The following is a 14,204-nucleotide window of genomic DNA, read 5'->3' as shown; positions in this document are numbered from 1 at the left end:
CGGTCAGAGGGTGAGTGAGCGGCGCTCCTGCTCCCGGGTGAGGAGGGTGGTTCCGCCGGTCACGAGCAGGCCGCAGGCGCCGAGCGCGGCGGAGATCGCCTGGGGCACTGTCCACGTGTCCGAGTTCAGCGAGAACGCCGCCACGACTGCAACGACGCCCGCCCCCAGAGCGGCACTCAGTACGGCGAAGAATCGGTTTCGGAGTTGGCGTCGTGCCTTCGCGTCGGCCTGCGATGCGTCCAGGTAGGCCGACTCGTGCGGTGCGAAGGTGATCGGTGTCGTTGACACGGCAGTCGTGACGGCGGAGAGGGACTGCTCACCCAGCAGTCCTGCTGTGGCGCGGCCGGAGCGTTCCCACTCCTCGGCCGCGACGGACAGCTGCCGGTGCAGTTGGAGGGCCGAACTGGATTCACTGATCCAGTTCCGCAGCCGTGGCCAGGCTTCGACGAGGGCGTTGTGGGCGAGCAGCACACACGGTTCGTCGTGGGCGGTGGAAGCGATCGTGAGCACCCGGTGCTGGACCATCCGCTCACACACGTCTGTGACGCCGATGACCTCCAGCGATTCCTTGGAGACCGCTCGTCCCACGGGCAATCCGTCGGAATCGACCGAGACGAGGTGCAGGAAGAGGCTGTGGGTGAGGGCCTTGTCCTCAGTTGAGAAAGACTCGAAGAGTTCCTCGGCGGCGCGGGTCAGTTGTCCACTGATGCCGCCCAGCTGCCCGTACTCCTGGTGGGTGAGGTAGCCGTCTTCCCGCGCCTGCCACAGAGTGCGGAGCGTGGACTGGAGCAGGGGCAGGGAGCCGGGGGCGCGTGCCATGTCCTGCACCAGCCGGTCGGTGAGGCCGGGCTCCACTTCAAGACCGCGTGTCCTGGCCGGCATCTCCACCGCCTGCCGGAGTTCGGAGCCGGTCAAGGGCGGGACCCTGACCGTGTGTTCCGCGAGGAACGGTGCGTGCATGTGCGTCGCGACGAGGTAGTCCGTGCGTACAACGATGACCGGCAGAATCGCAGGGTCCTCCGCGACCCTCCGTAGCGCCACGATGATGCGCTCCCGCTCGTCTGCTTTCAAGGAGGTCAGCAACTCCTCGAACTGGTCGATGACGACCACGGTGTGGTCCGCGGTGCCGCGGTCCGGCAATGACCGCAGTTTCTTCAGGAGTCCTTTGGCGCCCCGGCCGACCGTGATGGGCCACAGATGGCTCCCCGGCAGGCCCTCCGCGCGCAGAGCCGGCAGCACGCCGGCGTTCACCAGGCTCGTCTTGCCGCTGCCGGCGCCGCCGGTGATCGTGCACATCCGGTGCTGGTCCAGGGTGGCGAGCACCAGGTCCACCAACTCGTCCCGCCCGAAGAACACATCGGCCTCGGCCTCCGAGAAGGGCGCGAGTCCGGGGTAGGGGCTGCGTGCGGGGGGAACCGGAACCAGCGGAGGCGGCTCGAGCGATCTCAGCCCCGCCCGCACGACCTCCAACAGCCGTGGAGCGTTGAAGCCTTCCCTGAAGTCGAGAAACTGGTAGTTCCGCAGCAGGTCGGGGGCCCGCTGCACTCCGGGCATGAGCACGGGCAGCAGAAACGAGTCCTCACGGTTCGCGAGAGCCAGGACTTCCTGGCTCTGATAGTGGCCCAGCTCTCCGGGTGGGCTGACGAGAACCAGACCGACCTTGGCTCGGACGCCTACCTGCCAAGGCTGCCCGGTCCGTGGTTCGGGGACGCTGGACAGGCCCTCGCGGGCGAGTAGTTCACGGATCGTCTCCGCCGTTTCCCGGTCGTCGAGGTCGTACGAAAGAAAAACATCCGGCGCCGCGAACCGTGTTGTCGGGTCGTACCGCGTCTCCAGCGGTTCCGTTCTGCTCCCGGGCAGGCCGTCTTCGGTGGTGGTCGGGCGGAGGGCTGTCAGCGGGCTGTCGTCGGGGGCGAGGAGGGTGATCGCGTCGCGCAGACTGCCGTAGGCGCGGGCGAGGCCGCGGCGCTCCTCGACACGCCGCGGATCGGTGACGACCTGTTCCTCGAAGGCGTACGCCGATTCGTAGGGGATCTGGAGTTCCCAGAAGGCGAGGCCCGCTCGTGTCAGGGAGGGCGGGACGTACGGGTCGAAGGTGTGGCGGAAGCGGTCGGCGAAGGCGTCGAGGAGTTCGGTGTTGTTCTGGTCGACGCGGGCGGGGACGACCAGGACGTCGAGCGGCCGGTCGCCACGTACCGAGCGGACCTCGGGAGAGAGGAAGTGGCGGACCATCCAGGCGGTGCCCTCGACGTTCTGAAGGTTGGGTGCGCACAACGTGACGATGGTGTCGGCCAGTTGGTAAGCGCAGACACCGCCCAGTTCGGTGACGCCGGTGCGGCTGTCGACGAGGACGATGTCGTAGCGGGCGGCGCAGGTCCGCCGGAACCACTCGAAGAACAGTTCGCCCGACCAGACGAAGTAGAAGTCCTGCCAGTCGAAGCGCCGCAGTTCGGCGCCGTAGTGACTGATCTGTTCGTCCGTCAGGCGCAGGCCTGCCGGGAGCAGGTCGAGGCAGCCGCCGTCCGAACGCCTCGGGTAGACGGTCGCGAGGTAGCGGTCGAGGTCGCGGAAGGCGTCGTCCTCGGGGCCGGCCGTCTCGGAAGCGGCCACGGACATCGCGTACTTGAAGGCGAGCAGCAGATCGAGCATGCCCTCGCGGCCGCGGATGCGTTCGTGGTCGATCGGGAAGAAGTGTTCCAGGCCGGGTGCCTCCAGGTCGAAGTCGACCATCAGCACCCGCATCCCGCTGCGGGCCAGCTGGTCCGCGATGTTGGCGAGTGCCATGGAGCGGCCGACGCCGCCCTTGTAGGAGTAGAAGGTGACGATCACGTCGCTCCGCCTTCGGTGACGAGCCGTGCCAAGGGAACGTTGGGCCGGATGCCCAGTTCGGATTCGAGGAGCCGGGCCTTGGCGGGGCTGGGCCGGGCGGAGCGGTGGGCGTCCAGGGTCTGCGGCAGGCTGGCGCGCAGCCACCTGTCGAGGTGGCGTCTGTTGGTGACGTTCATCTCGCACAACGGGTCGAGTTCTCCGCCGAAGCGATGGTCGGTGTGGGAGAACCGCCGGGCCAGTTCGCGTCGTATGAGTTCGTGCGGGGTGCCGGTGGCCGGGTCGTCGGGGGAGACGGTGATCAGCGACACCTGGGGTCCCTGGTAGAGCGGGGAGGCGACGAAGGCGGACTCCAGTTCCGGATGGAGGAGGGACAGTTCGTCGGCCAGGACCAGGCAGCCGTTGCGGGCGATGTCCCGGAAGACGAGGGAGTGGGCGGGGTCGTGGCTCAGCAGATCGTCGAAGCCGTAGTGCTGCACCCTGATCTTTCTGCCGCGCAGCAGCAGGTCGGGGTCGTTGACCCTGGCCACGGCGTCCGTCAGGACCTCGTCGACGCTACGGCCCTCGGCGCCGAAGGGCTGCCAGTCCCTCCGGGAGGGGCCATATCGGGTGGGCGCCCACCGCGGTGGCAGTTTCAGGCCTCGGACCATGTCCGCGACGGGCAGGGCCGCTGTGTCGACGAGGCCGGTCGCTTCCGTGTCGGTCATGGCCACCACGACGACGGGCAGACCGATCTCGTGGTGGTGGCCGATCTGTGTGACGGTCTTCGAGAGTGCCGCGTTCAGCTGGTTCGGCAGTGGCTGGGCCGCTGCCCCGGCGGCGTCGGTGATGCGCCAGCGTGCGAGATCGTCGGGTGTCCAGGCGTCGTGGCCGGGTGGCGTGACGCCGAGGAGCGGACCGCGGACGCGGTCACGGGCCAGGCTCAGGATGCGGTGGGACCGCTCCGGGTTCTCGCCGAGGATCGTCAGCAGCGCCGGGGTGAGCAGGAAGGCGACCGCGCGGGCCGTCGTCACCGCCCGGTCGAGTTCCAGCACCTCCTCGGGTGCGGACGCCAGCAGGTCGGCGCTGGACGTGGTGATCCTCCACAGCCTGTGCAGGTCGCTCACCAGCAGGTCGGCGGTGTCCCGGTCCCTGGGCGCGTGCAGCAGGTGCAGATCGCCGGTCAGTAGCCGGGGGTGCGGCGGTTCGGCGACCTGCGAGGGCGGGGCGCCGCCCGTCGGGGGAAGGTGCATATGGTTGACCACGGCCGACATCACTTCCGTGACCAGTTGGTGGGGGTTGCCGAACCAGCCGACGCCGTGGTCGTGCATCAGCTGCGTCCGCAGCCGCTTGATGCTGTCGCCGGAGCCGGTCGCGCCGTCGACGGTGTCGACCGGCCACAAGGCGTCCTCCTTGACCAGGAAGATCAGCCGTTCGCGCCCCGCCTCGCCCGCCCTGCGGTACTCCAGTTCCGTGATCGACCGTCCGTCGGGGTTGAGCGGGCCGATGTCGGGGACGAATCCGTAACGGAACGCGAAGATCCCGATGTAGAGGTCGCAACTCGCCACGTCGTCCAGGCACTTCTGTACGGGCCGCTCGTCGTAGGCGGCGTAGTCCTCCATGGCGACGACGTCCAGCGGAAGGCGGCGCAGCGCACTCAGCACGGCCTCCCTGTAGTCCTTCAGGTCGGACACCGTGGACGACAGATAGACCCTCACTGTACGTACCTCGCTCCTCACGCGGTGCAGAACAAGGTACAGGCGGAGCAGGGGAGTTGGGGCTCCTACCCGGGCTCCCGGGCTCCGGGCTCCCGGGCCTCGGGCTCCCGGGGTGCTCACACCACCCGCGTCGCCCCCGCGAACGGCATCTGGTCGATCGGGGCCGTGCGGACCGGGGACGACGGGTTCGGGGCGTGGATCATCTGGCCGTTGCCGATGTAGAGGCCGACGTGGCTGATGCCGGAGTAGAAGAAGACCAGGTCGCCGGGGAGGAGTTCGGAGCGGGAGACGCGGCGGCCGGCGTCGATCTGCGCGTAGGTGGTGCGGGGCAGGGCCACACCGGCGGAGCGGTAGGCGGCCTGGATGAGGCCCGAGCAGTCGAAGGCGTTCGGACCCGTCGCGCCCCACACGTAGGGGCTGCCGAGCTTCTGCCGGGCGTACGACACGGCTGCCGCGGCACGGGAGTTGGGGGCGGTGCTCGGTGCCGAGAGGTCGGCGCGGGGGCCGGCGGCGGCGCGTGAGGCGCGGTCCGCGGAGGTGTCGTCCGACAACTGGGCGCGTTCCTCGGCGGTGAGCCGGGCGAGCAGCCGGCGGGCCGAGTCCAGCTTGCCGGTCACCGTCGACTTGTGGCGTTTGAGTTCCGCCTGCCGCGAGGTGATCGAGGCGAGTTCGACCCGCGCGGCGCCGCGCAACCGCTCGATCTCGCCCAGCTGTTTGCGTACCCGGGTGACGGCGGCGGACTGCCGGTCGCTCGCCCGCTCGGCGAACGCGGCACCGTCGAGATAGCCGTCGGGGTCCTCGGAGAGCGCGAGCCGCAGGGCCGGGTCGATACCGCCGTCGCGGTACTGGGCGGCGGCTGCCGAACCCAGCGCCTCCCGCTCGGAGTTGAGCCGGTCCTCCTTGCGGGCGGCCTCGTCCTGGAGTTCCGTGATCCGCCGCTGCGCCTTCTCGGTCTTCTCCTTCGCGCCGTTGTACTTCTCGGTGGCCGCCTCGGCCTCCTGGTACAGCTTGTCCACCTTGGCCCTGACCTGCGCCGGCGTCAGCTCGGGAGCGGCGTGGCCGGTCCCGTCGAAGGCCGTCGCGGTCGCCGCCCCGGCGAGGGCCAGCGTGGCCGCCGTACGGACCCGGCCGGCGCCGGCCGAAGGATGTCGAGGCTTGCGATGCGCTGCCACGTGGACTGCACGTCCTTTCGTACGACCGCCGTACCGGCCGCGCGGAACGGGTCGCCGCCACGGGGAGCGGACGTACGACCGGCTGCTCGGGGTGCGCGTCCGGCGGCGCCCCGCACAGGGGGAGCGGGCCGCCGCCGGACCTTTCTCGGCGGTGGTGGCCGACTGCCGTCCCTGGCCCGGACGGCGGTGGGGAGCCGGTCACCTGGGGGAGGACGCTAATCCCGGAGGTGACGGCCGGGTAACGCGATGTGCGGAACTGGCGTCAGGGGACCGGCAGGTGACCGTATGCGACCGTGATCCGGTTTCGGGGCCGTCGTCTTCCCGCGGTGTGATGACCGATGTGGCGGTTCAGGACCCGTGTGAGTGACGGGGTGCTATGGGGCGCATATATGCATGCCCGGCGAGGGGGAGGGGTGGGCCGGTGTCGGGCGGCCCCAAGGGCCCTGATTAGGCTCCGGCCCCATGGACGTACTCATCCATCTCTTCGTCGGCCTGCACATCATCGGCATCGCCTCGCTGCTCGGCGGCTTCCTCACCCAGATGAAGGCGATGGGTCGGGGCACGGCCCGCTTCGTCCCCGCGATGCTGCACGGCGCGCTGACGATGCTGGTCACCGGCGTGATCCTGGTCGGCCTCAACCAGGCCGACGACCAGCCGGTCGACAACATCAAGATCGGCGTGAAGCTGGCCCTCCTGGTCGTGATCCTCGGGCTCGTCTACGTCAAGCGCGACGACGAGAAGGTGGACAAGGGGCTGTTCGGGCTGGTGGGGCTGCTGACCACGGCCAACATCTTCATCGCGGTCCTGTGGACGTGACGTCTGTCGCGGGGGCGGCTGTGCCGGGGCCCGCGGCCCGCTGACAAGGCCTACGGTGCCCCGCCGTCCCGGGGTCGATCGGGCCGCCGAGGCCGGCCCACGGTGTTCCATGCGGTCAGTGCGGCGCCCGCGGCGCCCGCCGCGAGCCCCAGCCACGCCGCCACCGCGATCCACAGCAAGGCCTCGCCGGGGCCCTCGATCCATGAGGCGTCCAGGGCGGTCGCGGCGGAGAGCAGTGCCGCCGCGGTCATGCCCATGGGGAACACGGTCGCCCAGCGCCGCATGTCGTGGCGCAGCCGCGGGCGGGCCACCTCGGCGGCGAGCAGGACGACGTACCAGCACACGGCGAGCACCAGCAGTGCGGCGGTGACGGCGCGCAGGACGCCGCGGTCGTCGGTGTTCCACAGGTAGAGCGCCGGGCTGTCGGCGACAATCAGTCGCGAACCGGCGAGCGCCGAGATGGCGAGCGCGCCGCCCGCGACCCAGTGGTCGCCGGCCCCCTCCCACACCTGGCGGAAGTCGAAGCGGGTCAGGGCCAGGGCGTACAGGACGAGGCCGAGCCAGAACAGCACCAGCGCCGCGTGCGCGAGCCAGGCGCTCCGTTCCGCTTCCGCCAGGGTCGCGCCGAGCAGTGCGAGCCCCTGCGTGGCGACACAGCTCAGGAACACCCCGCCCGGCATCGACCGCCGCCAGTGGCTCACGACCGACGCGATCAGCAGCGGCCAGAGCAGGGCGGCCGGCGCCAGCAGGGCCTCGGCGAGGAGTTGCCGGTCGAGCGCCGAAAGGCGGGTGCCGAGGACGGTGGTCGCGGCCACGGCGGTGAGCGCCGCGGGCGTACCGGCCTCCGCCATCCATCGCGGGCGGTCCCGCAGCAGCCGCGCGACGAAGTCCGCCGCGAGTGCCAGCCAGGTCACCGCGGCCACCGCCAGCAGGATCCTGGACAGGACCTCGTACCCGGTCAGATGGAGGCCGACCGACAGGATGCCGGTCGCCATCACGGCGGCCCCGGCCGCCGGCGGACGCTGCGCCCACCAGGCGCGGGGGGAAGGGGTGCCGGGCATGGGCCGATGCTAAGGAGCGTGCCCGGGGAGAGGGGTGGGGCGCGCACACGCGCGGACGGAAATCCACGCGGGCGCATGCCACCGGACGCGGCGGCCCACCGGACGTGGAGGCCCACTGGACGCGGAGGCTCACCGGACGTGCGGGCCCACTGGACGCGGAGGCTCACTGTCGTGGAGGCCCACTGGACGCGGCGGCCCACCGGACGTGGAAGCCCACCGGACGTGCAGGCTTACCGGACGTGCGGGACCACTGGACGCGGCGGCCAACCGGACATGGAAGCCCACCGGACGCGGCGGCCCGCCGGGACGGCGGAGTGCCGCCGGGACACCGGACGGTCTGCAACGACAAAGGGCGCGTGTCCTCAGACACGCGCCCCCGGCGCACGGTGACTCCTAGGCGGGCCGCACTACCGCGCGCCCCCGTCTCAGGCCGGCCTCACCACGCTGTGGATCGCCGACTCGCCGTCGTAGTAGATCGACTCCTCGCGCACGTACGTGCCCGGCTTCGGGGCGTGGATCATCATGCCGTTGCCGATGTAGATGCCGACGTGGGTGACGTCGTCGTAGAAGAAGACGAGGTCACCGGGTTGGGCGGCGGCGACGGACACCGTGGTGCCGGCGTTCACCTGGTCGTAGGTGGTGCGCGGGATGTCGACCCCGGCGGCCTTCCACGCGGCCTGGGTGAGGCCGGAGCAGTCGTAGGAGCCGGGGCCGGTGGCGCCCCAGACGTACGGCTTGCCGGCCTGCGCGCGGGCGAACGCCAGCACCTTCTCCGCCTTGGCGGTGTACGAGCCGTCGGTCGGCGTGGACTCCGAGCCGGTCGAGCCCGACGAGGAGCCCGTGGAGTCGCTCTCCTGCTGTTGCTGCTGGGCCGTCTCTTCCTGGCGGCGCTGGTCCTCAGCCTGCTGCTGGGCGAGCTCCGCCGCCTTGCGGTCGGCCTCTGCCTGCTTCTGCTTCTCGATCGCCGCGAGACGCGCCTTCTCCTCGGCGGTCAGTTCCGACAGCAGCTGCCGGGCGTCGGCGAGTTTCCTCTGGACGGTCGCCTTGGCCGTCTTGAGGTCGCCCTGCGTCTCGGTGAGCGTCTCCAGGCCTTCACTGGCCGCCTGACGCTTCTCCATCGTCTCGGACTGCTGGGTGAAGTACTCGTCGACCGCGTCCTGCTGGCGGCCGGTCAGCCGGTCCATGAGCTGGGTCTGGTCGAAGTAGTCCTGCGGCGAGTCCGCGAGCATGAAGGTCGCGGTGTCGGGGACGGAGGCCCCGCTGCGGTACTGGGCCGCGGCGTACGAGCCCAGCTCCTCGCGCGCGTCGTTCAGTTTCTGGGTCCGCTGGGCCACGTCGTCGAGGAGCGTGTCGACCTGCTTGCGCTGTTTCGACGTCTTCTCTTTGGCGGAGTTGTACTTCTCCGTCGCCGACTCGGCCTGGCGGTAGAGGTCGTCGACCTTCTTCTCGACTTCCTCAAGGCTCGGCTTGTCGTCCTCGGGCGCGGCGTTGGCCGTCTGGGAGAGCAGGGCGACGGAGGTCAGGGCAGCCGTGGCGAGGGCGGGGGTGCGTATGCCTGCCACGCGCGCGCCCGTGGGGCGCGACTTGCGGTGCGACGCCAAAGGAGGCGACTCCTTCCATGGGCCGCCTACCGGGTTAGCTGTCGGGTTCGGGCGGGTGGTTCGGAAGGGTTGCCCTACGGTCCGCTCCCCAGTGGGAGTTCGGACCGATTCACCCCGGAGTTCGGTGGGTCCCCGGCTCCGGCTGCCACGTGGGCGCACCGGACTCGGCGGAGGCGGGACGGCCCGGCGACGTTCGCCGGTGGGGGTCGTTCGGCCTGAGCGAACGGTAGCCAACTCGTGTGCCGCCTGTGAAGGTTGGTGGGCGATATGCCCGATACATTTTCGTGACCTTTCTGTTCGAGTGTCGCGCTGCGTGGTCAATGCGGACTGTTGTGCGGTGAGTTGTCCGAAGTGTGCGTTGTTTAGTGATCTTCGTGTACGACGCCTCCTGCTGCGGGTTTCCGGACCGACGCGCCGCGCGACGCTCCGGCCAGCCACAACGGGGATCCGTCGATCGCTACGGAACGTGACCGCGTGAGTGTCCGCGGTGAAGCCCGGCCACAGGCCGGAACCGTACGGTCCCCCACCCGCCGACGGGGGATGTTCCCGGGGTGGCCGCGGGCTGTCAGTGGGGCGCCCTAGACTCGGAGAGCGATGAGCAGCCTCTTTGACGACAGCTTCCTGGCGGACCTCCAGGCCCCGCGGGCCCATGCGGAGGAGCCCCCGCCGCCCCCCGAGGACGATCATGCACCGGAGCAGGTTCCGGACGATCTGTTCGGCGGGAAGTTCGACGCGCCACCGGACCGGGAGGCGTACTACCGCGACGGTGCCCCGCGCCCGGCCCTCGACGCGGCAGCCCTCCTGGACGGGCTGAACGACAACCAGCGGGCCGCCGTCGTCCACTCCGGCTCCCCGCTGCTCATCGTGGCCGGCGCCGGTTCCGGCAAGACGCGTGTGCTCACCCACCGCATCGCGTACCTGCTCGCCGAGCGGAGCGTCCACCCCGGCCAGATCCTCGCGATCACCTTCACCAACAAGGCCGCCGGTGAGATGAAGGAGCGCGTCGAGCACCTCGTCGGCCCGCGCGCGAACGCGATGTGGGTGATGACCTTCCACAGCGCCTGTGTGCGCATCCTGCGGCGGGAGTCCAAGAGGCTCGGCTTCACGTCGTCGTTCTCGATCTACGACGCCGCCGACTCCAAGCGTCTGATGGCCCTGGTCTGCCGCGACCTGGACCTCGACCCCAAGCGCTACCCGCCCAAGTCCTTCAGCGCCAAGATCAGCAACCTGAAGAACGAGCTGATCGACGAGGAGGACTTCGCCGCACAGGCCACGGACGGTTTTGAGAAGACCCTCGCCCAGGCGTACGCGCTCTACCAGTCGCGCCTGCGCGAGGCCAACGCCCTCGACTTCGACGACCTGATCATGACGACGGTCAACCTCCTGCGCGCGTTCCCGGACGTCGCCGAGCACTACCGCCGCCGCTTCCGGCACGTCCTCGTCGACGAGTACCAGGACACCAACCACGCCCAGTACACGCTGGTGCGCGAGCTGGTCGGCACGGGCGAGCGGGCCGCCGAGGACCTCGACGTACCGCCGCGCGAGGACGACCTCCAGCCCGCCGAGCTCTGCGTGGTCGGTGACGCCGACCAGTCGATCTACGCCTTCCGCGGCGCGACGATCCGCAACATCCTCCAGTTCGAGGAGGACTACCCGAACGCGACGACGATCCTCCTGGAGCAGAACTACCGCTCCACCCAGACGATCCTCACCGCCGCCAACGCGGTCATCGAGCGCAACGAGTCCCGCCGCCCCAAGAACCTGTGGACCAACGCGGGCGCGGGCGCGCGCATCACCGGCTATGTCGCGGACACCGAGCACGACGAGGCACAGTTCGTCGCCGAGGAGATAGACCACCTCACGGACGCGGGCGACGCCAAGGCGGGCGATGTGGCGGTCTTCTACCGTACGAACGCCCAGTCCCGTGTCTTCGAGGAGATCTTCATCCGCGTCGGCCTGCCCTACAAGGTCGTCGGCGGCGTCCGCTTCTACGAGCGCAAGGAGGTCCGGGACGTCCTGGCCTACCTGCGGGTGCTCGCCAACCCCGAGGACTCGGTGCCGCTGCGCCGGATCCTGAACGTCCCCAAGCGCGGTATCGGCGACCGCGCGGAGGCCATGATCGACGCGCTCTCCCAGCGCGAGAGGATCAGCTTCCCGCAGGCGCTGAAGCGGGTCGACGAGGCGTACGGCATGGCCGCGCGGTCGACGAACGCCGTGAAGCGGTTCAACACGCTGATGGAGGACCTCCGTACGATCGTCGAGTCCGGCGCCGGACCGGCGACGATCCTGGAGGCCGTCCTCGAACGCACGGGCTATCTGGCCGAGTTGCAGGCCTCCACCGACCCGCAGGACGAGACCCGGATCGAGAACCTCCAGGAACTCGCCGCCGTCGCCCTGGAGTTCGAGCAGGAGGCCGGCGAGGGCGAGACCGCGGGCAGCCTCTCCGAGTTCCTGGAGCGGGTCGCGCTCGTCGCCGACTCCGACCAGATCCCCGACGAGGAGGACGGCGACGGCGTCATCACCCTGATGACCCTGCACACCGCCAAGGGCCTCGAGTTCCCGGTCGTGTTCCTCACCGGCATGGAGGACGGCGTGTTCCCGCACATGCGCGCCCTCGGCCAGACCAAGGAGCTGGAGGAGGAGCGCCGCCTCGCCTACGTCGGCATCACGCGCGCGCGGGAGCGGCTCTACCTCACGCGGTCCGCGATGCGCAGCGCCTGGGGGCAGCCGTCGTACAACCCGCCCTCCCGGTTCCTGGAAGAGATTCCGCCGGTGCACGTGGACTGGAAGCGCACGGGTGCCACCGCTCCCGTCTCCTCCGGCCCGGTCTCGGGCGTGGCGGCCTCGCTGTCCTCGTCCCGCTCGCGCTCCTCGGCCTCCGGCGCCTCGGGCTTCGCCACCCGCAGGACGGCGGAGAAGCCGGTGGTCTCACTGACCGTCGGGGACCGTGTGACACACGACCAGTTCGGCCTCGGCACGGTGGTCGCCGTGAAGGGCGACGGGGGCAACGCCGAGGCGACGATCGACTTCGGGGACACCAAGCCGAAGCGGCTGCTGCTGCGGTACGCGCCGGTGGAGAAGCTGTAGCGGAAGCGGAAGCGGAAGCGGAAGTCGACGAGGGAGGAGTCCGTCCGGGGATGACAGTCTCCGGGCGGCGCGTCGTACGGCGAACCGCAAGCCGCGCGGTCCGTCCGGTTACGTCGGGTCGAGTCCGTGGCTGCGCAGCCAGCTCAGCGGGTCGATGGCCGAGCCGCCGCCGGGCCGTACCTCGAAGTGCAGGTGCGGGCCGGTCGAGTTGCCGGAGTTGCCGGAGTAGGCGATCGGATCGCCGGCCTTGACGGTCGTACCGGAGGCCACCTGGTACGTGGAGAGGTGGCAGTACCAGGTCTCCGTGCCGTCCATCGCCGTCACGATCATCATGTTGCCGTAGGCGGAGTTCCACTGGGTGCGGACGGTGCCGTCGGTCGCGGCCATCACCGTGGTGCCGTAGGAGACCGGGAAGTCGACACCGCTGTGCACGGACATCCAGTTGATGCCGGCCTGGCCGTAGTACGCGCTGAGGCCGTGCTGCGCGACCGGAAGCGCGAACTTCGGGCGCAGCCGCTCCTTGCGGGCCGCCTCCTCCGCCGCGCGCTTCTTCTCGGCCGCCTGCTCCGCCTTGAGGTCGATGCGCTCCTGCGTCCGGCTGGCCCGGTCGGCGAAGTCGCCGGCCTCCGCGGTGAGGCTGGCGAGCTGGGTGTCGAGCTTGTTGTTGGCGGCGGACGGTTTCACCGGCTGCGCGTCGGCCGCGGTGGTCGTGGCCTCCTTGGTGTCGTCGGTGATCGAACCGACGGAGGCGGCGGCGATGCCGGCCACTCCCATGACACAGGCCGAGGGAACCGCGACCGTCAGCAGGGCCGAACGCTTGGCGGGGGCGCGGCGGCGGGAACGGGACGCGTTGCGCGCCGCGGTACGGGAGCCCGGGACCGGGCCGACCTCCTCCTGGTCGTCCAGGAGGGAGAGGGCGGGCAGCTCACCGGTGCTCGCCAACTCGCCCTCGGCGGAGGCGGTCCGGTCGTGCTCCCCGTGGGCGTCGTCGTGGCCGACCTGCTCGAAGGTGGCCGTCGCCTGTTCATGGAACGGTACGTCGCGCAGGTGGTGGTCGTCCTGCTGGTGGAAGCCGGCGTCGTCGCCGTAGCTTCCGTCCTGGTCGCCGTACCCGCGGTCCTGCTCGCCGTAGCCGCCGTCCTGCTGAGCGTGGCCGTCGGGCTGGTGGCCGTGACCGTGGCCGTCGGGCTGGTGGTACTCGGACGGCTGCTGCTGGTACTCGTCGCCGGCCGGACTCTGGTCCGTGGCACCGGAGTTCCACTGCGTGGCGTCGTAGGCGCCGGTGTCGAAGGCCTGTGTGCCCCACTCCCAGTGCTGGGTCGCGTCGGCGGGGGCGGCGGTCTGGTCGGACTGGAGCCAGGCGTTCGCGTCCCACTGGCCGCTGCCGTCGGCGGGCGCGGCCTGCGGGGGAACCGCGGCGAGCTGCTGGTAGCCGTCGGACCAGGCGGTCGAGTCGTAGCCACCGGTGTCGTAGCCGGTCATGTGCTGGGCCGCGTACGGGTCCTGATGCAGCGTCTGGTGGCTGCCGGTGGACCACTGGGCCGCGTCGTACGAGCCGGTGCCGTGGCCGTTCGCGGGCATGTCGCCGAAGAGGGGGTCCGTGGCGAAGCTGGCGGTGGGAGCCGCGGCGGTGTCAAAACCGTTGGCCTGGTGGCCGTCATATGTGGTGAAGTCGCCGTACGGGGCTCCCTGTGTGCCATATGACGCGTATTGCGTCGAAGCGGCTTCGGAAGCCGGGGCCGGGGTGGTCATGGTCCCCGACGGGTGACGGTCGTTCACCAACTTCTCTTTCGCCTCGACAACAGGGGCTGGCAGAGCAGTGCGGTGACTGTACCCGGCAGTACGCGGGCACGACAATCTTCCGCAGGTTTCCCGTGCGCGGGAAACGGGCATTCGGCCGTGTTTCGGGGGAGCACGGACGCGAGTTTGGCTTTGTGTTCGAAG

General features: G+C 70.3%; 8 protein-coding genes and 1 riboswitch. Of the genes, 2 read left to right on the top strand and 6 right to left on the bottom strand.

Features of this window, described 5'->3' with window-relative positions; all coding sequences use genetic code 11:
* Positions 1-3: 3 nt before the first annotated feature.
* The 3 genes from ACIQAC_RS13045 to ACIQAC_RS13035 form a co-directional block, all read right to left on the bottom strand.
* A complete protein-coding gene (locus ACIQAC_RS13045) occupies positions 4-2,829 on the bottom strand; it encodes a KGGVGR-motif variant AAA ATPase (protein WP_402189948.1) in 2,826 nt (941 codons plus the stop codon).
* Positions 2,826-4,523 (bottom strand): DUF4062 domain-containing protein, encoded by a 1,698-nt coding sequence (locus tag ACIQAC_RS13040; RefSeq protein WP_402189947.1) that lies wholly within the window; start codon positions 4,521-4,523, stop codon positions 2,826-2,828. The genes ACIQAC_RS13045 and ACIQAC_RS13040 overlap by 4 nt, the downstream gene beginning before the upstream one ends.
* Before the next feature lie 116 nt (positions 4,524-4,639).
* The gene (locus tag ACIQAC_RS13035) at positions 4,640-5,695 is read right to left on the bottom strand and encodes an NlpC/P60 family protein (protein ID WP_402189945.1); all 1,056 of its coding nucleotides are present in this window, start codon (positions 5,693-5,695) and stop codon (positions 4,640-4,642) included.
* Positions 5,696-6,157: 462 nt separating this feature from the next.
* Here ACIQAC_RS13035 and ACIQAC_RS13030 point away from each other — a divergent pair, with 462 nt between their 5' ends.
* The gene (locus ACIQAC_RS13030; protein WP_402189942.1) at positions 6,158-6,511 is read left to right on the top strand and encodes a hypothetical protein; all 354 of its coding nucleotides are present in this window, start codon (positions 6,158-6,160) and stop codon (positions 6,509-6,511) included.
* Positions 6,512-6,561: 50 nt separating this feature from the next.
* Here ACIQAC_RS13030 and ACIQAC_RS13025 read toward each other — a convergent pair whose 3' ends face one another.
* Both ACIQAC_RS13025 and ACIQAC_RS13020 read right to left on the bottom strand, forming a co-directional pair.
* The gene (locus tag ACIQAC_RS13025) at positions 6,562-7,572 is read right to left on the bottom strand and encodes a tellurite resistance/C4-dicarboxylate transporter family protein (protein ID WP_402189940.1); all 1,011 of its coding nucleotides are present in this window, start codon (positions 7,570-7,572) and stop codon (positions 6,562-6,564) included.
* A 425-nt stretch (positions 7,573-7,997) separates the two neighbouring features.
* Complete coding sequence (locus ACIQAC_RS13020; RefSeq protein ID WP_402189937.1) at positions 7,998-9,173, bottom strand: NlpC/P60 family protein; 1,176 nt, start codon at positions 9,171-9,173, stop codon at positions 7,998-8,000.
* Between the two features lie 7 nt (positions 9,174-9,180).
* Positions 9,181-9,353: riboswitch (cyclic di-AMP (ydaO/yuaA leader) on the bottom strand.
* 414 nt (positions 9,354-9,767) lie between these two features.
* Here ACIQAC_RS13020 and pcrA point away from each other — a divergent pair.
* Positions 9,768-12,260, top strand: a complete 2,493-nt coding sequence (pcrA, locus tag ACIQAC_RS13015) for a DNA helicase PcrA (protein ID WP_402189935.1) — start codon at positions 9,768-9,770, stop codon at positions 12,258-12,260.
* A gap of 108 nt (positions 12,261-12,368) precedes the next feature.
* On the opposite strand, the gene ACIQAC_RS13010 is transcribed toward pcrA, so the two are convergent.
* Positions 12,369-14,039, bottom strand: coding sequence for a M23 family metallopeptidase (locus tag ACIQAC_RS13010; protein ID WP_402189933.1), 1,671 nt, complete (start codon positions 14,037-14,039; stop codon positions 12,369-12,371).
* Between the last annotated feature and the right edge of the window lie 165 nt (positions 14,040-14,204).

Origin of the sequence: Streptomyces sp. NPDC088387, from assembly GCF_044753385.1 — a bacterium.
Lineage (GTDB): Bacteria > Actinomycetota > Actinomycetes > Streptomycetales > Streptomycetaceae > Streptomyces.
This window is presented reverse-complemented; position numbering and strand designations above follow the sequence as displayed.

What these genes read in the sequence shown, in the direction of transcription:
- pcrA (WP_402189935.1), top strand. Translation starts at nt 9,768, where the DNA reads ATGAGCAGCCTCTTTGACGACAGCTTCCTGGCGGACCTCCAGGCCCCG.
- ACIQAC_RS13025 (WP_402189940.1), bottom strand. Translation starts at nt 7,572, where the DNA reads ATGCCCGGCACCCCTTCCCCCCGCGCCTGGTGGGCGCAGCGTCCGCCG.
- ACIQAC_RS13030 (WP_402189942.1), top strand. Translation starts at nt 6,158, where the DNA reads ATGGACGTACTCATCCATCTCTTCGTCGGCCTGCACATCATCGGCATC.